Annotated in this window: 15 protein-coding genes; 6 read left to right on the top strand and 9 right to left on the bottom strand. The window is 65.3% G+C overall.

What is annotated here, in order from left to right:
• The 5 genes from ACTG4X_RS04195 to ACTG4X_RS04175 all read right to left on the bottom strand — a co-directional run bounded on the left by ACTG4X_RS04195 (position 1) and on the right by ACTG4X_RS04175 (position 9,427).
• Positions 1-1,776 (bottom strand): ShlB/FhaC/HecB family hemolysin secretion/activation protein, encoded by a 1,776-nt coding sequence (locus ACTG4X_RS04195; protein ID WP_440533278.1) that lies wholly within the window; start codon positions 1,774-1,776, stop codon positions 1-3.
• A gap of 15 nt (positions 1,777-1,791) precedes the next feature.
• A complete protein-coding gene (locus tag ACTG4X_RS04190) occupies positions 1,792-3,831 on the bottom strand; it encodes a CHAT domain-containing protein (RefSeq protein ID WP_257015027.1) in 2,040 nt (679 codons plus the stop codon).
• 267 nt (positions 3,832-4,098) lie between these two features.
• Positions 4,099-6,879, bottom strand: a complete 2,781-nt coding sequence (locus tag ACTG4X_RS04185; RefSeq protein WP_440533277.1) for an ExeM/NucH family extracellular endonuclease — start codon at positions 6,877-6,879, stop codon at positions 4,099-4,101.
• Between the two features lie 173 nt (positions 6,880-7,052).
• Positions 7,053-9,239, bottom strand: coding sequence for a catalase HPII (katE, locus tag ACTG4X_RS04180; protein WP_440533276.1), 2,187 nt, complete (start codon positions 9,237-9,239; stop codon positions 7,053-7,055).
• 35 nt (positions 9,240-9,274) lie between these two features.
• Complete coding sequence (locus tag ACTG4X_RS04175; protein WP_179830500.1) at positions 9,275-9,427, bottom strand: hypothetical protein; 153 nt, start codon at positions 9,425-9,427, stop codon at positions 9,275-9,277.
• 287 nt (positions 9,428-9,714) lie between these two features.
• On the opposite strand from ACTG4X_RS04175, the gene ACTG4X_RS04170 reads away from it, so the two are divergent.
• A complete protein-coding gene (locus ACTG4X_RS04170; RefSeq protein WP_093054192.1) occupies positions 9,715-10,533 on the top strand; it encodes a transglutaminase-like domain-containing protein in 819 nt (272 codons plus the stop codon).
• A gap of 140 nt (positions 10,534-10,673) precedes the next feature.
• On the top strand, positions 10,674-11,252 hold the full coding sequence (locus tag ACTG4X_RS04165; protein ID WP_440533275.1) for a DUF1569 domain-containing protein: 579 nt from the start codon (positions 10,674-10,676) through the stop codon (positions 11,250-11,252).
• Positions 11,253-11,310: 58 nt separating this feature from the next.
• On the opposite strand, the gene ACTG4X_RS04160 is transcribed toward ACTG4X_RS04165, so the two are convergent.
• Positions 11,311-12,687, bottom strand: coding sequence for an MFS transporter (locus ACTG4X_RS04160; protein WP_440533274.1), 1,377 nt, complete (start codon positions 12,685-12,687; stop codon positions 11,311-11,313).
• Between the two features lie 323 nt (positions 12,688-13,010).
• On the opposite strand from ACTG4X_RS04160, the gene ACTG4X_RS04155 reads away from it, so the two are divergent.
• Both ACTG4X_RS04155 and ACTG4X_RS04150 read left to right on the top strand, forming a co-directional pair.
• Positions 13,011-13,994, top strand: a complete 984-nt coding sequence (locus ACTG4X_RS04155; RefSeq protein WP_440533273.1) for an amidohydrolase family protein — start codon at positions 13,011-13,013, stop codon at positions 13,992-13,994.
• A 25-nt stretch (positions 13,995-14,019) separates the two neighbouring features.
• On the top strand, positions 14,020-14,889 hold the full coding sequence (locus ACTG4X_RS04150) for an intradiol ring-cleavage dioxygenase (protein WP_097200411.1): 870 nt from the start codon (positions 14,020-14,022) through the stop codon (positions 14,887-14,889).
• A 62-nt stretch (positions 14,890-14,951) separates the two neighbouring features.
• Here ACTG4X_RS04150 and ACTG4X_RS04145 read toward each other — a convergent pair whose 3' ends face one another.
• Positions 14,952-15,890 (bottom strand): LysR family transcriptional regulator, encoded by a 939-nt coding sequence (locus ACTG4X_RS04145; protein WP_093175101.1) that lies wholly within the window; start codon positions 15,888-15,890, stop codon positions 14,952-14,954.
• Positions 15,891-15,919: 29 nt separating this feature from the next.
• Positions 15,920-16,456: a MarR family winged helix-turn-helix transcriptional regulator gene (locus ACTG4X_RS04140; protein ID WP_097200412.1), complete on the bottom strand. Its 537-nt coding sequence runs from the start codon at positions 16,454-16,456 to the stop codon at positions 15,920-15,922.
• Positions 16,457-16,587: 131 nt separating this feature from the next.
• Here ACTG4X_RS04140 and ACTG4X_RS04135 point away from each other — a divergent pair, with 131 nt between their 5' ends.
• Both ACTG4X_RS04135 and ACTG4X_RS04130 read left to right on the top strand, forming a co-directional pair.
• A complete protein-coding gene (locus ACTG4X_RS04135) occupies positions 16,588-17,856 on the top strand; it encodes an acyl-CoA dehydrogenase family protein (RefSeq protein WP_097200413.1) in 1,269 nt (422 codons plus the stop codon).
• A 14-nt stretch (positions 17,857-17,870) separates the two neighbouring features.
• Complete coding sequence (locus ACTG4X_RS04130) at positions 17,871-18,416, top strand: flavin reductase family protein (RefSeq protein WP_440533272.1); 546 nt, start codon at positions 17,871-17,873, stop codon at positions 18,414-18,416.
• 45 nt (positions 18,417-18,461) lie between these two features.
• On the opposite strand, the gene ligD is transcribed toward ACTG4X_RS04130, so the two are convergent.
• Positions 18,462-20,942 carry a DNA ligase D gene (gene ligD, locus ACTG4X_RS04125; protein WP_440533271.1) on the bottom strand — a complete coding sequence of 827 codons (2,481 nt, stop codon included), beginning with the start codon at positions 20,940-20,942 and terminating at the stop codon, positions 18,462-18,464.
• Positions 20,943-20,944: the final 2 nt, after the last annotated feature.

The following is a 20,944-nucleotide window of genomic DNA, read 5'->3' as shown; positions in this document are numbered from 1 at the left end:
TCAGAACGCCTTGATGAGCTGCACGTACAGCCTCGGGTTGCGGCCACCGCCGTCGGTCTGCGCAGGCGGCGTGCCGGCGCGCCAGGCGAGCGTGGCGTTGATCGAGAAATTGCCCGGCCGCGACCAGCTCAGGCCCACGCCGTAGCCGCGCAGGCTATGGCTGTTGATGCCGTCGTAGGGCGTCGGGTTGCGCACGATCTTTCCGTGCGCGGCGTCGTAGAACAGGAAGGGCGTGAGCTCTTCGTTGAGCGACCAGCGCCATTCGACCGTGCCGATCACACCCTGGTCCACCAGCAGTTCGCCCGAGGGGTAGGCACGCACCGCGCGTGCGCCGCCGAGCGCGAGTTTTTCCGAGGCGTCGAGGTTCTTGCTGGCCCACTGTCCCCCCAGCGACAGGTACAGCGAATGGCGCGGCACGATGGCCTGCAGGCGCGAGAGCTGGAAGCTCAGCTTGGTGAAGCCGCCTTCGGTGTTGTGCCCCGTGATGCTGCGATCGAAGTCGCGGCTTTCCGGGTCGCGGATCGAAAGGTTGCCGTGGTACAGCGTGCCTGAGCTGGCCCAGTAGCCGCCGCCCAGAAGTTCGTCGCGGCGCTCCCAGGTCCATCCCAGGCTCAGGCCGTTGACGCGCTTCTTCGAGCTGAAGTCGGCCGCGCGCAGTTCGTCGGTGAGGTCTTTCACGTCGACGCCCAGGCGCAGGAACAGGTTCTGCTGGCGCTGGCGGATCAGCGGATAGTTCAGCGAAAAGTCGAGCACGTTGGCGCGGCCGCGCGCATCGAGGTCGACGAACTGGCCGCCAAGCTCATAGCTCACCCGCGACAGGCCAACGCCCGCGCGCAGTCCGCTGGTGCCGATGGGTGCCTCGTAGGCAATGCGGCCGTATTGCAGCGCGTTGCTGTCGGACACCATCACTCGCATGTCGAGGTTGTCGCCGATGCCGAAGGGGCTGAGCCAGCGCGCCGTGCCGCCCACGCGGTAGCGGCCCGATTCCTTGGTACCGTGGTTGTCGGCCTCGGCCGTGAAGGCCCAGCGCGGCGCGGCGGCCACTTCGACCGACAGATCGGTGGTGCCGGCCTGCGCGCCTTCCTGCAAGCCCGAGGACACCTTGACGCCGGGCTGGTCGGACAGCAGCAGCATCGCGCGTTCGTACGCTGGCGCGCTCACGGCTTCGCCGGGCTGCAGCGGCGCGAGAAAACCGCGCACGCGCGACTCGGCGATGGGCGCATCGGGCGCGACCACCACGTCGACCTTGCCGAGGCGGCCTTCGATGACGCTGATCTCGACGATGCCGTCGCGCACGGTCTGCACGGGCACCACGGCCTGTGCGAGGAAGTAGCCTCGTTCCTTGTAGCGGGCGGTGATGGCCTTCGCCAGCTCTTCGAGGTCGGTGAGCGTGACGTCGCGGCCGATGTAGGGGCCGGTGATGGTCTGCAGCTCTTCGTTGGTCAACGCTTTGACGCCGTTGAGCCGCAGGTCGTTGAGCTTGAATGTGGCGCCTGTGGGGCGCGGCGGTGCGGGAAGGCTCTGCGGTGCGACGGCGCCCGTTGCTTGTGCCAGCGGACGGTCGCAGGTGCCGCAGGGGTCCTTGGTGGGCAGCAGTTCGGTGCTGTCGCCGGCATCGTTGGCCGACGTGGCTTGCGGTTCGGCCTGCGCCTGCTCCTGGGCATGCGCGCGATCGGCAGCCATGAAGAACATGGCCGACACCAGCGCGCCGGCGGCCCAGGCTACGGGACGCAGTGCGCTGCGCGGATCAAGAGCAAGGGGGCGGTTTCTGTTCATGGCATTGCGCATGGCTCAGCTCCCCACCGTCAGGCGCCAGTTACCGATCAAATTGAACGGCGCCCAGAAGAAGGGATGGGACATCTTTGGGTCCTTCAATACAGCGAGTTGCCCGGCCTGCATGGCCTTCTGGATGTCGCGTCCCTTGGCCAGCTCGCCGTAGAGCGTGCTCATGAGCACCGCGGTCGCGTCGTCGGACACCGGCCACAGCGAGGCGATCAGGCTGGAGCTTCCAGCCGAGAGAAACGAGCGCGTGAAGCCCAGCACCTCGTCGCCCTGCGCGATGCGCCCCAGCCCCGATTCGCAGGCCGACAGCGTGACCAGCGCGGTGCCGTCCATCGGCAGCTCGAGGATCTCGTGCGCCTCCAGAAAATTCTGCTTGCCGCCTTCGTTGGCCAGCAGGATGCGCGAGTACAGCGGGTCGACCGCGTCCGCCTCGGCATGCGCCGCCACGTGCATCAGCGGCGAGCGCGAGGCCACGTCGCGGAACTGCGTCTTGGTGGCGGCCGCGCCCATGTACACGGTGTTGCGCGGGAACAGCTGCGCGAGCTGCTTCACTTCGGTCTCGGCGCCGGGCAGGTCGTACTTGTCCTCGATGCGCGGATTGCCGAAGGCGGTGAGCGATGCGTTCACGCGCGGCGTGCGCTGCGCGAGCTGCACCGCGATGCTGATCGACGGCGCCACCGCCACAGGATGCGTCTCGATGACGTAGCGGCCGTCGAGCCGCAGCGCCTGGAACGGCAGGTAGTGCAAAGGCCCGTGCGGCACCACGATCAGCCGCTGCCCCGGTGCCAGGCCGAGCGGCCCGAGCAGCGCGGTGCCCAGCTTGTCGGCGTTGGTGATGGCGGTGCGGCGGCCGCGCACGATGGAGTTGCGGAAAGTCTCGACCAGCTCGTTGAGCTCGTCGCGCTTCACCGCCACCGACTTCTCGGTGATGTTGCTGGAGCTCACGACCCACACCACGAGCCGGTCGGGCAGCGAGTGGAACTGCACCACGCGTTCGTCGGGCGCCAGCGTGCGCTGCAGCGCGGCAAGGTCGACGGTGTTGGCGGCCTGCTCGTTGATCTTCGCGCGGCCGCGCACCGCGTCGAGCAGCGCGCGCGAGCGGCTGTGCTCGCTCACCTCGAATGCGGCCCGCGCATCGCCCGCGTCGCTGTAGATGGCCACGCCGCGTTCGAACACCGTCTGCAGGTCCGAGAACAGGCCCATCTTGAATTCTTCGCTGCGGAACTTGGCGCGCACCTTGTCGACGTCGCCCAGCGCGCGGCCCACGGCCTCGGCCGCGGCCTGCTTCTGGCCCAGCGCGAGTTCGCTGCGCGCCACGCCGTCCCAGGCCCAGAGGCGGTAGTACTCGGTGTCCGCGCCGACCTGGCGCGCCGTGAGCGCGCGGTACATGTCGCGCGCCTCGGCCGGCTTGTTCTCGGCCAGCAGCAGGCGGGCACGGGTGCGGTCGAGCTGCGCGGTGAGCGGTGCGTCCTTCGGCAGCGCCATGGTGCCGAGCACTTCGCGTGCCCGTGCGGGGTCGCCCGATTCGATCAACGCGTTGACCAGCGAGGCCTGCACCAGCGGCGCATAGCGCTGCGAGCTGTTGGCCAGAGCTTCGTCATAGCTGAGAACCGCGCCGGAGAAATCGCCGCGGCGCGTGCGCACATCGCCAATCACCTTCTGCACGGGGCCGACCACCAGCTTGGGGTCGCGCGCCTGGTGCCTGAGCGCTTCGCGTGCGAACTCTTCGGCTTTTTCGAGCTGGCCCGAGTAGCTGTAGACGATGGCCAGGTCGCGATTGGCCATGGCCATCAGGTTCGGGTCGTTCGTGGCGTTGGCCAGGTGCAGCGCCTTGCTCGCGGCGCGCACGCTCTGGCGAAACTCGCCGGCCTCGGCCAGCGCAACGGCCTGGCTGCAGTACTGGTAGCCCGAGAGCTTGACCGCGTCCTGCCCATAGAGAACAGCGCCTTCGCTGGTCAATGCCAGCAAGGTGTCGGTGTCGGCCAGTCGGGCCTGCTCCATCTTGCTGGCCGCGGCTTCGGCGCTCGTCGCCTGCTGCGCCGATGCCAAAGAGCCGTAGCCCAGGAGAAGAATGCCAGCCAGACCGAGCGCACCTGCGAAGCCCGCACGATGACGTGCAGGGCGCTCCCATCCCCATCTTGAAAACCACGCCATTGAACCCCCGCGCGCGGCCCATGCATCCGCTGCTGCGGATGCTCGACGCCGCGGAAGTGCGCGCCGTTCAGGCCTCGTGGGGAAAGTCTAGGAGCGGCCTCCTGCCGCGCCTATTCTCAATACGGTCTAGCGCTAAAGGACTAAGGGGGGGCTTGCGCCAGGTCAATTTACCGTGTGCGCGCCCAGGCCGTCGGAGGTGTCCTCCGGCAAACCGATCCATTGCACCGACGGATCGAAAGCAAGGCCCGGGTTGCGATCCCCCGCCTTGATGTCGGGCTTGCGACGCAGGGTCCGGTTCAGTGTACCGACTCCGCCGACGGTCCATTCGGCTCCAGGGTCAAAGCCGACTTGACCGAAGCGATCGATGACCACGCCCGACTTTTCCAGCGTCAGGGCATCGTCGCCATTGAAGTTGACTACGCCGCTGGTGAATGTGCCTGCGGGCTTGAAGGCAGCCGCCGCACTGGCGTTCGCCAGCACCAGCACGCCACCAGGCGGCAAGGAGCCGGAAAGCACCTGGGAGTTGGTTGGCGGCGTGGCCGTGCCGTTGGAATACAGCCTGACGGTATACAGGCTCAGGTCCACCGCCGACGCGGTCGGGTTGTAGATCTCGATCGCCTTGTTGCTCGCCGTGCCTTCCACGTATTCGCTGAAGAACAGATCCGGCGGTCCGGGCGGTACAACCACGACCACCGCGCTCACGTTCACGCTGCTCGATTGCGTTGCGGTCTGGCCGGCGGAGTTGGTCAGCGTGGTCACCACGTTGTAGGTGCCCGCGGCCGCGTAGGTATGCGTCACCGTGCCGGTGCCAGGTGCTGTCGTGGCGGCGCTGCCGTCTCCCCAATCGACTGCAAGAGAAGTCAGCGTGGTCGCGCCGCCGGGTGTGGCTTCGAAGATGTTCACGCTGTAGGTTTCCCCGACCTTCGCGGCCGTCGGGACCGACGCACTGACGATGGGTTGCGTCACCGCGGCATCGGCCGCCAGGGTCAGGGCGACAAGCACAGGGTCATGGTCAGATGCCCGGAAGGGCGTGGGCGCATAGCGGTCGTCGGTCGTGAAGTCGGTGTTGTAGTCCAGCGCGGTGGGCTCGTCGGCGTTGATGTGCCACACGCTCACGCCGCTGACCTGCGAGCCCAGCGAAGACGATGCATAGGCATGGTCGAGTGCGCCGGTTTCGCCGCCGAAGACATAGGTGTACCGGTTGTCGGCGGGCATGCGCTTGAGCAGGCTTTCGTTGCCGGCGGCTTCGAGCACCTTGGTCGGGTCTTCCAGCAGGTAGCTGTTGAAGTCGCCCATCATCAGTACGTCGGTCTCGTCCTCGTCCATGGCCTTGAGCTTGGCGACGAAGCTGTTCAGTGCGTTCGCCTGCTGGGTACGCGCCAGGTTGAAGCAGCCCTGCCCCTGGTCGATGTCGCCCGTGGTCGGGCAGCTGCCCTTGCTCTTCAGGTGGTTGACCACGAACCAGAAGCCGCCGTTGTTGCCCACGGCGCTGAATCGCTGGGCCAGTGGCGGGCGTCCGCTTGCAGCGGTGTAGTCGGCCAGGTCCGTGCCCGTCGGAAGAACGGCGTTGCCCACGCGCTGGACTTTCGCGGGCTTGTACAGGATGTCCACTTTGATGGCATCCGTGCCGAACACGCCGCTGTTGACGGCGGCATAGGTGTTCGGGCCGACCTTGGCGTTGAGGGCCGCCAGCAGGTCGTTCGTTGCCACGTCGGAGTTCTGGATTTCCATCAGGCCCACCACGTCGGCATCGAGGCCTGCGATGGCGGCCACGATCTTGGCCCGCTGCCGCTGGAACTCGTTCAGGTTGTTCGCGCCGCGGCAGTTGGCCGCGGATGCGGGACCGGTGCCGAACGAGCAACCCTGGCCGGTCTGGCCCGATGAGGTTTCTCCGTTCACGAACGTGGTGAAGTAGTTGAGCACGTTGAAGCTGGCCACCTTGAGCGGGCCGCTGACCACCGGTGCGGTCGGCGAGCGCGGATTGGCCTGCGCGAACACGGGCGCCACCGTTGGCTGGATGCGATAGGCCGCAAAGTTGTGGCTCAGGATGCCGGTGACTTTCTGCGTCGTATCGCCGATGCGTCGGGTGCCGTCGGTGCCTGCTGCACTCAGGTACGGAATGGGGTTCGGGTTCTGGCGCGAGGAGCCATCGTCCAGCACGATGCGCGAAAGCAGGTTCTGCGCATGGGTTGCCGCCGCGTTGCCGTTGGTGGCGTTGAACTGCCGCCCGTTCAGTGCCAGCACCATCTGGCCATAGCGGCCCAGCTCGAACAGTTCCGTCACGGCCAGGGGCTGCGCAATTTCGACCAGCATGCCTTCGTAGCGCTCCAGCGTTGATTCGTTGGCCACCGGCAGCGTGATCTGTGTCGGGCTGATGGCAATGCCGGAAGCGCAGACGCTGATGGCCAGTGGGTCCGCTGTCGTGCCCGCAATCTGCGTGAGGCTGTCGGGCTTTGCATCGGCGCCCGCGGTCTGGCCGAACTCGGTCACCACACCGGAGACCTGAACGAAATCGCCAACGGTCACACGGGTGGCGCTGTTCGGTGCATAGACAAAGACGCCTTCCGAGGTCAGCGGATCGGCATCGGGCACGAGCTGCTGCATGAAGAATCCATTCAGCTTCACGGTCGTGGTGCCGGTGTTCTGGAAGTCACCGACGACCACGCCACGCACGGTCACGGGTTGCGTTGCCAGAGGACTCGTGTCGCCCGTACCTTGAACGGATGAGATGGCCGTGACCGGCGCATTGGCCGGAACGGCGGCAGTACATGTGGGCGGTGGCTGCTCCACAAGCGGCGGCGGCGTGGTGCCTGCAGGAGGCGCCGGGATCACCGGAAAAGAGATCCCGCCGCCACCACCGCCGCCGCAGGCGGTCAGCGCAAGGACCAGTGTCAGTGCCAGAGCTTTGAACTGCCAGGTTGGCCTCAGCGCGAGATGAGTCATGTGGGTTTCTTTGAATGAAGGGGGAACAGCGAGCAGACAGCGCGCGTTTATATGGACCATGTGTGTAGCCCCCGAGAAACCCGGATTCGTCATAGGTGATTGCCTGCGTTGGCGCGACGCGCCACGCGCTGCAGGCCGCATTGCGGCCTGCAGACAGGTACGTCAAAAGCTTGCTAGGCCGGTACCGCGTCGATGTTCACGCGATCCCAATGGCGATGCTTCGCGATGGCGGCGATGAAGTCATGCGCGATCAGCGTTGCGGCAGTCGCATCGCCCAGGTTGGTGACCGGCGTGGCAGCCACGATCACGCCTGCTGGAGCATCGGAGTCGGCGGCAATGCCCAGTGTCGAGAGCAGCTGCACGCCCTCGCCCACCGTGCAGATCGCCTTGCAGTGCTTGTAGGCCTCCAGCACGAAGTGCACCGCATCGCCAATGCCCGCCAATGCAGCGACGCTTTCGCCGCCGGCTGGCACCAGCACCGCATCGAACATCACCGACGGCGTGTTCGCGAACGTCATGTCGACTTCGATCTGCCGCTTCGACGCGCTGGCCACGGTGCCCAGACGCGGCCCGACGACCTTGCATTGCGCGCCAGCCTGTTCGAGCGCATCGCGTATCGGCTTCAGCGAAGCCGAGTCGACACCATCGGCCACGAGGATCGCGATCTTGCGCGTGCGGATCGAACCGTCTCCGGTGTCGGCCATGCTGAGCGCGGGCGATTCGTCGATGGGCAATTCGATGCGGTGGTCGCGAAAGCCAGCGCGGCCTGCAGCCGCTTTGGCATCGGGCTCGCCGATGCCCAGCGGCTCCGCCACGCGGCGCGCGAGCTTCTCGTCCACGTGCGCGAGGTTGTCGACCATGCGCTGGCGGATGGCGGGCACTTCGAGCTTCGACAGCTCGAAGCGGAAGGCCGCGACGATGTGCTCCTTCTCGGCCGCACTCTGGCTGTTGAAGAACAGGCGCGCCTGCGTGAAGTGGTCGTCGAACGACGGGCTGCGGCGGCGCACCTTGGGCGGATCGATCTCTTCGGGGAAAGACTGGAAGCCGTGCTGGCCGCCGTCCACGCGAAACTCCGTGCCGCTGCCCAGCGTGTTGGGCTCGTAGGCCACCTGGCCGCGCGCGATGGTCTGCCTGTGCATGCCGTCGCGCTGGAAGTTGTGGAACGGGCACACGCCCTTGTTGATCGGCAGCTCGTGGAAGTTGGCGCCGCCCAGCCGCGAGATCTGCGTGTCGGTGTACGAGAACAGGCGGCCCTGCAGCAGCGGGTCGTTGCTGAAGTCGATGCCGGGCACCACGTGGCCCGGATGGAAGGCCACCTGCTCGGTCTCGGCGAAGAAGTTGTCGGGGTTACGGTTGAGCACCAGCTTGCCGATCTTCTGCACGGGCACCATCTCTTCGGGAATCAGCTTGGTGGGGTCGAGCAGATCGAAGCCGAGCGAGTGTTCCTTGTCCTGCGGAATCATCTGTACGCCGAGTTCCCATTCGGGGAAGTCGCCGTTCTCGATGGCTTCCCACAGGTCACGGCGATGAAAGTCGGCGTCTTTACCCGCGATCTTCTGCGCCTCGTCCCATGCCAGGCCATGAATACCGAGCTTGGGCTTCCAGTGGAACTTCACGAAGTGACTCTCGCCGCGGCTGTTGACGAAGCGGAAGGTATGAACGCCGAAGCCTTCCATCATGCGCAGGCTGCGCGGAATGGCGCGGTCGCTCATGGCCCACATCAGCATGTGGGTGCTCTCGGGCATGAGCGAGGCGAAGTCCCAGAAGGTGTCGTGCGCGCTCGCGGCCTGCGGCATCTCGTGGTGCGGCTCGGGCTTCACGGCATGGATGAGGTCGGGGAACTTCATCGCGTCCTGGATGAAGAACACCGGAATGTTGTTGCCCACGAGGTCGTAGTTGCCCTCGCGGGTATAGAACTTGACGGCGAAGCCGCGCACGTCGCGCACCGTATCGGCGGATCCGCGCGAGCCGGCCACGGTCGAGAAGCGCACGAAAACGGGCGTCTTCTGGTCCGGGTCCTGGAGAAAGTCGGCGCAGGTGAACTGCGACATCGACTTGTAGACCTGGAAGTAGCCGTGCGCCGCCGAGCCGCGCGCGTGCACGGCGCGCTCGGGAATGCGCTCGTGGTCGAAGTGCGTGATCTTCTCGCGCAGGATGAAGTCTTCCAGCAGCGTGGGGCCGCGCACACCCGCTTTCAGCGAGTTGTGGTTGTCCGGTATCTGCAGACCCTGGTTGGTGGTGAGGGTCGTCGGATGCTCGACGGTGAAGCCTTCGAGTTGCTGCTGCTTGGCGTTGCTGCCGTCGCTCGCCTTGGTGGCGCTGGCGCGGCGGCCTGCGGCGGCCTTGTTCTGTGGCGTCATCGTGGATCTGCTGGAATCTTTCATGGGGTGGGCACTCAGCCTGTTTCGTTGTTGCTGTCGAGGAACATGTCGAGCACGTTGACCACGGCGACGAGGCATATGCAGCCTGCCACGGCGGCAACGGCCCACACGAGGATTTCGTCGCCCCAGGTGCTGGCGAGCGTGTCGAAAAACGATGAAAACTCCATAGGTCCCTCCAGGGATGCAAGCGAATTGCAAGGTTATGTTTCGCACCGCGCGCGACCCGTAGTGGCCGCCCTCCCCCGTCTGTGGGAGAAAGAGTGCGTGCAAGGTAGGAGCGCACCGACAGCGCATCGCACCCGCCTACGCTGCTTCGCGGGTACTGGCTGTGGAGCCTGAAAGATTCGTCGCATAGCATGGGCCCACGGGACGGCACTGATCGTGCTTGTCATTCATCGCACTGCCTCGCGCACCGGCCGCACCGCCCGGATCCCCTCAGGGAAGAAAGAACCCCATGCAGATCAGGATCGGCTTCGACATCGAACTCGGCGTCACCGCCCCCACGGCGGTGATCTACATGCTGCAGGTGCACCCGTCGCGTGCCCAGGACCTGCAAGGCGGCGAGAACATCACCCTCAGCCCGCCGCTGGCCACCGACCACTACCAGGACAGCTTCGGCAACAGCTGCGCGCGCGTGCACGTTCCTGTCGGGGTGAGCAGCGTGCGTTTGCGCAACCACGCGGTGGTGTTCGACACAGGCTGGCCCGACCCGGTGGACTTCAGCGCCAGCGAGCATGCGGCGGCCGACCTGCCGGTGGAGACGCTGCCTTTCGTGCTGCCCAGCCGCTATTGCGAGGTCGACGGCGAACTGCTGCAGTTCGCCTGGGCCAACTTCTCGAACGTGGCGCCGGGCTGGTCGCGCGTGCAGGCAATCTGCGACTTCGTGCACCGGCATCTGCGCTTCGACTACCAGAATGCACGGGCCACGCGCACCGCTTTGGAGGGTTTTCGCGAGCGCACGGGCGTGTGCCGCGACTTCGCGCACCTTGCAATCACGCTGTGCCGCTGCATGAACATACCGGCGCGCTACGTCACGGGCTACCTCGGCGACATCGGCATTCCGCCGGTGCGCTTTCCGATGGACTTCAGCGCGTGGTTCGAGGTGTACCTGGGCAACCGCTGGCACACCTTCGACGCGCGGCACAACACGCCGCGCATCGGCCGAGTGGTGATCGCGCGCGGGCGCGACGCGGCGGACGTGCCGATCACGATGGTGTTCGGCGCGAACACGCTGCAGCGCTTCGAGGTGACTACCGAGGAAGTGCTGCAGTGAGCATCAACCTGCGGCGCGTGCAGCACGAATCGATCGGGGCCAGGCCGGACTCTGCAAACCGTGGCGCGAGAAACCGAAATCAGAGATCGTCAAAAATTTGACAGTCTCGGTGCGACCCGATGCATAGCATCCGGCTCCACATGAATACCGACCTCGCGAATGTCCGCCCCGTCTCGCGTTCCCGACGCGCTCTGCTGGCTGGCGGTGTGCTGCTGGCGGGATCTGCCGTCGCAGGTCTCGGATACGTCGCCACTCACTCCGACCAGCCGATTGCCATGGATGATTTTTCCGACCTTTCTCACACCATGCGCACGCTCGAGCGCCTTCGCGAGGCACCGCTGCATACCCGCTCAGGCTGGGATCTCGCCCATGTGCTGCACCACGCGGCGCAAAGCATCGAATATTCCCTGGATGGCTTTCCACAGCTGAAGCCTGCCTGGTTTCGCGCCTCGTTGGGCGCCATGGCATTTGCCGTGTTCTCGGCGCGCGGCAAGATGAGCCATGGATTGGAAGAGCCGGTACCCGGCGCGCCCACAATTGCTTCAGGCCAGCCGCTGAATGCTGCGGTGGAGCACCTGATGGACGCATTGAATCGTTTCGAACGACACAGCGGAGTACTCGCACCGCACTTCGCCTACGGTGCACTGGGCAAATCCGAGTACACGCGCGCTCATCTCATGCACCTGGCGAATCACTGGGAGCTGGTGGGCGCTGGCTGACGCGCACCCGAACAGCACCATCCGGATGGTGCGCCTGTGGACGGCTGGCCTGGCAAGCTCAACTTCCACGCACTGCCGGCATGCTCGCGGGAGCCTGGTTCAATTCCGAACTTGCGTTGGCGTGCTGCATCGACGCAGACCGTTCATGATTGATGAACAGCACGGCAATCATGCCGATGACAGCCGGAATGGCGATCGCAATGAAGTTCTGGTGCAGCGGCAGGCTCATGCCGACAAGCACGCCGATCAGGATCGGCGCGAGGATCGCACCGCTGCGGCCCACACCCAATGCCCACCCGAGACCGGTGGAGCGGAACGCCATCGGATAGAACTGCCCGGTATAGGCGTTGGCGACGATCTGCGTGCCGATCGTCGATGCACCAGCCAGTCCGACAAGGACGAACAACGCAGGTGTCGGCATCTTGAACCCAAGCAGCGTCAGCGAGACCGCGGCAAGCGCATACATTGCCGCGAGCACGTACTTGATGTGGAACCTGTCGGCGAGCCAGCCGCCGCCGATTGCGCCAACCATGGCTCCCGCGTTCAGCACCAGCACGAACGTCAGCGCCGAGCCCAGGCTGTAGCCGGCACTGGCCATGAGCTTCGTCAGCCACGAACTCAGCGCGAAAACCATGAACAGGCACATGAAGAACGCAATCCAGAACATCACGGTGCTGAAGCCGCGGCCTTCGCGAAAAAGGTGCCTGATCGGCGCGCTGTCGGCCTTGTCTTGCGCCGGCACGACGAATCGGTCCGTCGCCTGCGGCCGATAGCCGGGATCGAGCCTGGAGGCTATTTCCTTCAGCTCGTCGCTGCGGCCCTTGGCGAGCAGGAATGGCATCGATTCCGGAACTGACTTCAGGATGACGGGAATCAGGAGGACCGGCAGGCCCGCCGCGAAAAACACCGATTGCCAGCCGTAGGTTTCGATGAGCCCCTTGCCCAGAAGCGCTGCAATGATTCCGCCAACTGCGTAACCACTGAACATCAGGGTGACCAGGGTCGCGCGAATCTTCCTGGGTGAGTATTCGGTCATCTGCGCGACCACATTCGGCATCACGCCTCCGATGCCGAGCCCGGCGAGGAAGCGCATTGCACCGAAGGTGACAGGGTCGTCGGCGAGGCCGGCTGCGGCCGTGAAAACGCTGAACAGGCCAATGCAGATGGCGATCGCCCAGCGACGGCCTATCTTGTCGGCAATGGTCCCGAGGAAGATGGCCCCGAACATCATTCCGAAGAGCGCCGAGCTCACCATGAATCCGGCGTTGGTCGCGTCGACGCCCATCTTCGCCATGATCGAAGGCAGCGCAATGCCGACGACCGACAGGTCGTAGCCGTCGAACACAATGATCAGCGCGCACCAGAAAAGCACGCGCCCGTGAAAGCGGTTGAAGCGGGCATCGTCGGCCAGCTTGTGAAGATCGATTTGGCGCATGGCTCTTGTCTCCGACTGAATAGATCTCACGGCGAGGGTTGTTCCGCGACGGGCTGAATGATGGTCGCCTCGCAGTGGTGGGTCCAACGCATTTTTCGGATGTTCCCTATCAATCCTGGAAATTCTGGGGAGGGTCTACCCATGGATCGGACTGTCGCGGTGCCCTGCCCGCTCTTTCATGCGCCTGGCGAATGCGCGCTATCACCGATATTCGTTGGACCACATCCCGGCGCCTGCATAGATTCAGCAGCCAGGCGAACGCCAACGTGGCGCTGCCAGGAACCCAAGCAACGGCAGAGCCCGCGCGCACAAAGGAGATGGTCATGCAAGGCAAGATCGGCCTCGAGGAACACTTTGCGATTCCCGAGACGCTTCGGGATTCAGCCGGCTTCGTGCCGGGAGACTACTGGCGGGAGCTCAGCAGCCGCCTCCTAGACATTCACGAAGGGCGCTTGCGCCAGATGGATGAGCACGGCATGGAAATGATGATCCTCTCGCTGAATGCACCTGCCGTGCAGGCGGTGCCCGATCCGAAGAAAGCCTGCGAGCTCGCGATCCGCGCGAACGATTTTCTGGCGGAGCAGGTGGCGCGACGGCCCGACCGCTTCCAGGCGTTCGCAGCCCTGCCCATGCAGGACCCCGAAAGGGCCACCCAGGAACTCGAGCGGTGCATGACCGAGCTGGGTTTCCGCGGCGCCCTGGTCAACGGCTTCTCGCAGATCGGCACGACCGACAACGCCACCTACTATGACGCGCCGCAGTACGCCCCTTTCTGGGAGGCGGCGCAGCGGCTCGACGCGCCGTTCTACCTGCATCCGCGCAACCCGCTCGCGAGCGGAGCGCAGATCTACGAAGGCCACCCGTGGCTGCTCGGCCCTACGTGGGCCTTTGCACAGGAAACCGCCGTCCACGCCCTGCGCCTCATGGCCAGCGGCCTCTTCGATCGCCATCCCGGTCTCAAGATCATCCTCGGCCATCTGGGCGAAGGCCTGCCCTACAACATGTGGAGAGTCGACCACCGCAATGCCTGGGTCAAGGCGCCCAAGGGCTATCCGGCCAAGCGCAAGCTGTGCGAATACTTCCAGGAAAACTTCTATCTCACGACCTCCGGCAACTTCCGCACCCAGACGCTGATCGATGCGATGCTGGAAATCGGGTCGGACCGGATCCTGTTCTCGACCGACTGGCCTTTCGAGAACGTGGATCACGCGTCAAACTGGTTCAACGACGCGAGCATCAGCGAGGCCGATCGGACGAAGATCGGCCGGACGAACGCGCTGTCGCTGTTCAAGCTGAAGCAGTCCTGATTCACCCGGGCAGGCACGGGACCTAATGATCGACATCGACGAATGGACCATCACCAGCGCAGTCCGGAAAGCGCACGGTGCAACTTCCAATGCGCGCCTGAAGACCGTGATGGACAGCCTGGTGCGCCACCTTCATGACTTCGCACGCGAGGTGCAGCTCACCGAAGCCGAGTGGTCCCATGGCATCGACTTCCTCACGCGCGCAGGAAGCATCACCGACGACAAGAGGCAGGAGTTCATCCTGCTGTCCGATGTGCTGGGGCTTTCGACGCTCGTCACCGCACAGTGCAACCGGCGCCCTGCCGGATGCACCGAGGCGACGGTCTTCGGCCCCTTCTACGTACCCGACGCGCCGGCGTACAGGAACGGCGACGACATCGCCAATGGCGCGAGCGGTGAACCTTGCTTCGTTGGCGGAACGGTCCGCGGGATCGACGGCGAGCCGATTGCCGATGCGCGCATCGACGTCTGGCAGTCCGACGACGAAGGCTGGTACGACGTTCAGCGTCCGGAGCTGGAGCATGCGCAAGGTCGAGGCCATCTGAGCAGCCTCGGGGACGGCAGCTACCGGTTCCGATCGATCGTGGCCGTTCCCTATCCGATTCCTCACGACGGCCCGGTGGGGCAGATGCTGGAAAAGCTCGGCCGCCACCCGTGGCGTCCGGCACACCTGCACTTCATGATCCGGGCGCCGGGGTACGAGACGCTCATCACCCATGTGTTTCGCGCAGAAGGTCGCTATCTCGACTCCGACGCGGTATTCGGCGTGCGCACCTCACTCATCGCCGAGTGGAAGCGCAATGAGCCCGGCGTCGCGCCGGATGGCACCTGCATGGACGTTCCTTTCTACACGCTCGAATACGACTTCGTGTTGAACGACTCCAGGAACGACTAGGGTCTGTCAACGCCATTTCCGGCACCGCGACGGCAGGCCAATCCAGGCGCACCGTACGACGTCTACACCTGTGGATCGCGGCGTGATCGCTCATGGAAGAGGCCGAATATCAGTTCGCGCAGCCAGCGATTTCCGCTGTCCTGATGAAATCGCTCGTGCCACTGCTGTCGTATTTCGAATGGCGTGACCTCGAACGGCGCATCGACGATATGCAGATCCGCGCGTGAAGCCACCATCGCCCTGGCGAGACGGGCCGGCGCAGTCAGCAGCAGGCCCGATGCGGCGACGATCGACGACAGGCCCAGCGAGTGGGCGGCCGTAAGGACGACCCGCCGACGATCGAGTGCACCCGCCCGATCCAGGGTCTGCTGCAATTGCGAGTCGGTCGTTCCCTGAGGCCGGTACGCAATGTGTTCCGCCGCGAGGTAGTCGTCGAGTTCGATGCTTGCGGGTGTGCCCAACGGCGAAGTCTTCGACATCAGCACGACGAATGATTCGTCGAACAGTCGCTGCTGGTAGAACGACGGCCCCATCGGCTCCCAGCTGCCGAGCGCTATGTCGATTTGTCCATGGAGCATCCGCTGCCGGGCGTCGGCCATGGAGACGTCCACTGTTTCGAAGCGAACCCCGGGTGCAGCAGCGCGAGCGACCATGAGCAGCTCGGGCATCATGACCAGTTGCCCGATGTCGTTGACGGCAATCCTGAACGTGCGGCCCGATGTCTGCGCATCGAAGGTTCTGCCTTGATCGACCGCCTGCACCAGGCAGGCGATTCCCTCCTCGATCGGGGCGATGAGGCGTTCGGCGACGGGCGTGGGGACCATCCCATCCGCCGAGCGCACGAACAGCGTGTCGCTGAAACGCTCGCGCATGCGCTTGAGGGCGTTGCTCACCGCCGACTGCGTCATGCCGAGCCGATCACCCGCGAGCGTCACGCTGCGCGTGGCGTAGATCGCCTGAAAGACCAGGAAGAGATTCAGATCAATGGAGTTGATGTTCACCGCGTCGTCTCCGGCCGTTTATCGAGCCGTCATTCGTTGTCCAGCACGGCCAGGTTGTCGTAGACCATCCGGAGCATGTCCCGAAGCGACTCGGCCTGCGCGAAGCTCAGTCCTGACAGCGACACCCGCTCGTACAACTGGGCCAGCGGAATGATCCGCAACGCGAGGTCGCGCCCTGCCTCGGTCAGTGCGAGCGCAAGGGCCCGCGCATCCTCGTCGGATCGATCGCGCACCACCACACCGCGTTGAAGCAGGCCGTCGACAGTTCGCGAGAGCGTGGAAGGCTCGGTCGATGTGTGCAACGCCAGGTCGGAGAGGCGCTGATGGGGCTGATGGTGCAGCGCGACGCAGATCCGCCACTCGGTCAGCGAAAGGTTGAACTGCTTGAGCTCCCTGCTGAACGACTGGCCCATGCGGGTTCCCGCACGTGCAAGCAAGTAAGGGATGGCCCGTTCCAGATCGTGATTCACAGATTTATCTGCTTGTGCAATCAATTCCGGGAGCGCTTCGGGGCTTGTCTTGCGCTGCTTTACGGGGGCGGCTACTGCCAGCTTTCTCTTGGTCATGGGCCATCTTACAAGCGAAAAACATCACCGATATAGCGTAAACCCCGAGCCAATATTGATTGCATTTGCAAATGTTATTCGCTCCAATTGAACCCTCTGATCGCAGAGCCACACATCCTTTGGAGACACCCATGACTGATGCCGCAACGAACCCGCTCGCTCAACTCAATCACGTCGACATCCCTGCGCCAGGCCGAAAGTCGCCTGTGATGGGCGCCCCTTCGATCGAAAAAATAGTTGCATCCGCAAGCGAATTGGTGCCGGTGCTGCGCGCCCGGGCTCAACGCACCGAACAGGATCGCCGCGTTTCGGAAGAGACGACGCGTGCGTTCCATGACGCGGGCTTCTTCAAGCTGATGCAGCCGGCGCGCTACGGCGGGTTCGAGTACGGCTTTACCGCCTTCATCGACGTGGTCAGCGAACTGGCACGAGGCTGCACCTCGTCGGCGTGGGGCTGCTCGCTGGGCGCCATCCATCAATGGCTGGTCGCGACCTTCCCCGAGCAGGCGCAGGACGACGTCTGGCGCGAGGACCCCAGCGCAATCGTGTGCGGCTCGTATGCACCGGCGACGATGGCCGAGAAGGTCGACGGCGGCTACCTCGTGCACGGCAAATGGCTTTTCGCGTCCAACGTGGACAACTCCCAGTGGGCACTGCTGGGCGTTCAGTTTCCGCCGGAAGAAAAGGGCGCTGCGCCAACGGCCGGCTTTCTGCTCGCACCCCGATCGGATTGGTCGATCGAGGACAACTGGCACGTGGCGGGCCAGGCCGGAACAGGATCCAAGGCGATCGTCATCGACAAGCCGACATTCATTCCGGGGCACCGCAAGCTGACGTTTGCGCAGGCTTCCTCCAACAACCCTCCCGGCGCCGCCGTCAACACGAACCCGATCTACCGCATCCCCTTTCTGTCGGCGGTGCCGGTATGCCTCGTGTCGCCGATCATCGGCACGGCCCAAGGCGCGGTGGACGAACTGATCGGGCTGGCCGGTTCGCGCGTCACGCGAGGGGCTGTTGCGGGAGGCGGAAGCAGGCTGAGCGAGTTCTTCCCGGTGCAGTCTCGCCTGGCTGAAGCGTCGGCGAGCGTCGATGCAGCGCGGCTTCTCCTTTATCGCGACACCGCGCAGGTAGAGCAGATGGCAGCCGATGGCCATGTCATCAGCATCCAGCAACGGATTCGCAACCGGCGCGACCACGCCTTCGCCGCACGTCTCTCGCGCGATGCCGTGGAAGCCGTGTTCGCCAGCGTAGGAGGCGCAGGCCTGGCACTCGACCAGCCGATCCAGCGCATGTGGCGGGACACGAACGCCATCTCGCGCCACATCAGCCTCAACTGGGATGCAGTTTCTTCGATGGTGGGGCAATACCTGCTCGGCCTCGAGCCGAAGGGCCAGTACTGATCGGGGTATCGGCCATGTACTCCTGGGCTCTCATCACGGGCGACGCGGCCGACACGGTCGATGCCCGCCAGCTGCGACAGGCGCTTGGCGCCTTTCCCACGGGGGTGTGCCTCGTGACGACCACGACACCTGAAGGCAAGCGCGAGGGCATGACGATCAACTCGTTCGCCTCGGTGTCGCTGGATCCACCCTTGATCCTGTGGAGCATCCGCGACGACACGCGCAGCGCCGACGCATTCCTTGCGGCGCGGCCGTTCAACCTCAGCGTGCTGACCGCAGAGCAGCGCGACCTGGCCTGGCATTTCGCCAAGCCCGCGGCGGACAAGTTCGAGCGCTACGCCGAAGCATTCGAAGTTGGACCCAACGAATGCCCCAGGCTTGTCGAGAGCGTGGCAACCTTCGAGTGCTCGACCTATTCACGCCACCAGGAAGGCGATCACACGATCATCCTCGGCCGGGTCGATCGCTTCTCGCGGACCGACACGCCGCCTTTGCTCTTTCATTCGGGGCAGATGGGTTCGTTGTGGGAGCTCGCGGCGACGCTGGCACGGCCTCGATGAGGCTGGTTCGCAGTTTCGCGCGCAACTCTCGACTGGCGGCGGGCATCACTCCAGCTTGTAGCCGAGCAGCTTCATCGCCGCAGCAAGCCCCTTGCGGTTGCGCTCCATCGCGGCCCAGGGCTTGTTGCCGGTTTCGAAGCGCTGCGCCGCATTGGCGACGGTCCACTGCGAAGCACTTGTGAGCTCGGGCAACTCTTCCCACGCAAGCGGCACCGACACGCCCAGCCCCGGGCGCGAACGCGCCGACCACGCGCTGACGGTGGTCGCGCCGAAGCCATTGCGCAGGTAGTCGACGAAGACCTTGCCCACGCGGTTGCGCGGCCCGCTCTTGGCGACGAAGCGCGCCGGTATGGTCTGCGCGAGATGCGCCACCACGGCCTGCGAGAAGCCCTTGACGGCATCCCAGTCGTACTGGCGCCGTATCGGCACGACCACGTGCAGCCCCTTGCCGCCGCTGGTCTTCAGGAACGAGGGCAGGCCAAGCTCGTCAAGCAGCGTTCGCACCAGCATCGCGGCCTCCTGTATCTGCGGCCATGCCACGCCTTCGCCGGGGTCGAGGTCGAAGGTCATGCGGTCGGGCTTGCCGATGGCGCGCGAGGTGGCGTTCCAGGTGTGCAGCTCGATGACGTTCATCTGCGCGGCGCCGAGCAGGCCCTGCTTCGTGTCGATCTGCAGCAGCGGTTCGTGGCCCGGGTCGAGCGCGGGATCGAGCAGGCGCACGCCGGGAATCTCGCGGTTCTGCACGTGCTTCTGGAAGAACAGCTCGCCGCCCACGCCCTCGGGCGCGCGCACCAGCGACACCGGCCGGCCGCGCAGGTGCGGCAGCATGAGCTTGGCCACGCCGTCGTAGTAGGCCGCGAGCTCGCCCTTGGTGATGCCGCTGTGCTTGTCGATCACGCGGTCGGCGTGGGTGATCTTCTGGGACATGGGGGTGCTCTTTCTCTTTCCTTCCTCCGGCCGCTCGCGGCGGATGTCGCGCGCGGGCTTGTCGGCGCGCAGGCCCTGAAAGACGGCCTGGCGCACGCGGTCTTCGCGCGTCCATTCGCCGAACGAGACTTCGGCCACGAGTGATGGCTTGACCCACTGTGCCTTGATACCGCGCGGCGTGGGGGTGAACGGGCAGTCTTCGGTGGCCAGCCTGCCCAGCTTCGCCTTGATGTCGGCGAGGCGGTCGGCGTCGAAGCCCGTGCCGACGTTGCCGCAGTAGCGAAGGCGCCCGGTGGCCTCGTCGTGCACGCCGAGCAGCAATGAGCCGAAGCCCGAGCGCGTGCCCTTGGGCGTGGTGTAGCCTCCGATCACGAATTCCTGGCGCTGCTGGTTCTTGAGCTTGATCCAGTCGGGCGAGCGGCGCGACACGTAAGGCGAGCCCCTGCGCTTGCCGACGATGCCCTCGAAGCCGATGCGCGCCGACGACGCGAGCAAGTCGCGCGGCGAGGCGTCGAAGGTTTCGCTCAGGCGCAGCAGCGCGGGCGGCTTCTTGCCGAGCAGCTGCGCGAGCCGTGCGCGGCGCTCTTCGACCGGCATGTCGCGCAAGTCTTCGCCATCGAGAAAAGGCGCGTCGAACAGCCAGTAGACGATGGACGACGTCGCACCGCTGTCGAAGGCGTTCTGCAGCGCCTGGAAGTCGGGTGCGCCGTTTTCGCCGTCGACGGTGATCTCGCCATCGAGCCAGGCCGAATCGGTGGGCAGCTTCGCGAGGGCCTTGGCGAGCGCAGGCAGCTTCGCGGTCCAGTCATGGCCGTTGCGGGTGAAGCAGCGGACCTTGCCCTTGTCGATGCGCGCGAGCAGGCGGTAGCCGTCGAACTTGAGTTCGTAGAGCCAGTCGTTGGGAGACGGCGGTGGCGAAGCCGCGAGAGTGGCGAGCTGTGGCTGGAAGGTGGCGGGAAGTGCGGCTTTCTTTGCGGGCGCCTTCTTCGTTGCGACTTTCTTCGGCGGCTGGTCCACCTCGTCCACGCCGCGCCCGGTGATCACGCTGGCCGGTTGTTCTTCGAGCACGTCGTAGTCGTCGAGCGCACGCGCATCGCCGTCGCGCTCCTTGATGAGCAGCCAGGGCTCGTGCTTCTCGTCGCCCTTGCCGTGCATGCGCACCAGCGTCCAGTGGCCGTGCAGCTTCTCGCCGCGCAGCTCGAACTTGAGCTTGCCGACCGCGAGCGCCTTGCGCGCATCGCCGTCGGGCAGCCAGTCGCCGCGGTCCCAGACGATGACGGTGCCCGCGCCGTACTGCTTCGGCGGGATCGTGCCCTCGAAGCCGGCGTACGAGATCGGATGGTCTTCGACGTGCACGGCCATGCGCTTCACGGTCGGGTCGAGGCACGGCCCCTTCGGCACGGCCCAGCTCTTGAGCGTGCCGTCGAGTTCGAGCCTGAAGTCGTAGTGCAGATGGCTCGCGTGGTGCTTCTGGATGACGAAGGACAGCACGCCCTTGCCATTCCTGCCGCCGGCCTTGGGCTCCGGCGTGCGGGTGAAATCGCGCTTGCCGTGGTAGCGCGCCAGCGCCTTGCGCGCGGTCGATGCGGTGGTGCCCATGG

Origin of the sequence: Variovorax sp. YR566, assembly GCF_051992195.1 — a bacterium.
In the GTDB taxonomy this organism is placed as follows: domain Bacteria; phylum Pseudomonadota; class Gammaproteobacteria; order Burkholderiales; family Burkholderiaceae_C; genus Variovorax.
This window is presented reverse-complemented; position numbering and strand designations above follow the sequence as displayed.

Coding starts and splice junctions, on each gene's coding strand:
- ACTG4X_RS04195 (WP_440533278.1), bottom strand. CDS start 1,776: ATGAACAGAAACCGCCCCCTTGCTCTTGATCCGCGCAGCGCACTGCGT.
- ACTG4X_RS04185 (WP_440533277.1), bottom strand. CDS start 6,879: ATGACTCATCTCGCGCTGAGGCCAACCTGGCAGTTCAAAGCTCTGGCA.
- katE (WP_440533276.1), bottom strand. CDS start 9,239: ATGACGCCACAGAACAAGGCCGCCGCAGGCCGCCGCGCCAGCGCCACC.
- ACTG4X_RS04175 (WP_179830500.1), bottom strand. CDS start 9,427: ATGGAGTTTTCATCGTTTTTCGACACGCTCGCCAGCACCTGGGGCGAC.
- ACTG4X_RS04170 (WP_093054192.1), top strand. CDS start 9,715: ATGCAGATCAGGATCGGCTTCGACATCGAACTCGGCGTCACCGCCCCC.
- ACTG4X_RS04165 (WP_440533275.1), top strand. CDS start 10,674: ATGAATACCGACCTCGCGAATGTCCGCCCCGTCTCGCGTTCCCGACGC.
- ACTG4X_RS04160 (WP_440533274.1), bottom strand. CDS start 12,687: ATGCGCCAAATCGATCTTCACAAGCTGGCCGACGATGCCCGCTTCAAC.
- ACTG4X_RS04155 (WP_440533273.1), top strand. CDS start 13,011: ATGCAAGGCAAGATCGGCCTCGAGGAACACTTTGCGATTCCCGAGACG.
- ACTG4X_RS04150 (WP_097200411.1), top strand. CDS start 14,020: ATGATCGACATCGACGAATGGACCATCACCAGCGCAGTCCGGAAAGCG.
- ACTG4X_RS04140 (WP_097200412.1), bottom strand. CDS start 16,456: ATGACCAAGAGAAAGCTGGCAGTAGCCGCCCCCGTAAAGCAGCGCAAG.
- ACTG4X_RS04135 (WP_097200413.1), top strand. CDS start 16,588: ATGACTGATGCCGCAACGAACCCGCTCGCTCAACTCAATCACGTCGAC.
- ACTG4X_RS04130 (WP_440533272.1), top strand. CDS start 17,871: ATGTACTCCTGGGCTCTCATCACGGGCGACGCGGCCGACACGGTCGAT.
- ligD (WP_440533271.1), bottom strand. CDS start 20,942: ATGGGCACCACCGCATCGACCGCGCGCAAGGCGCTGGCGCGCTACCAC.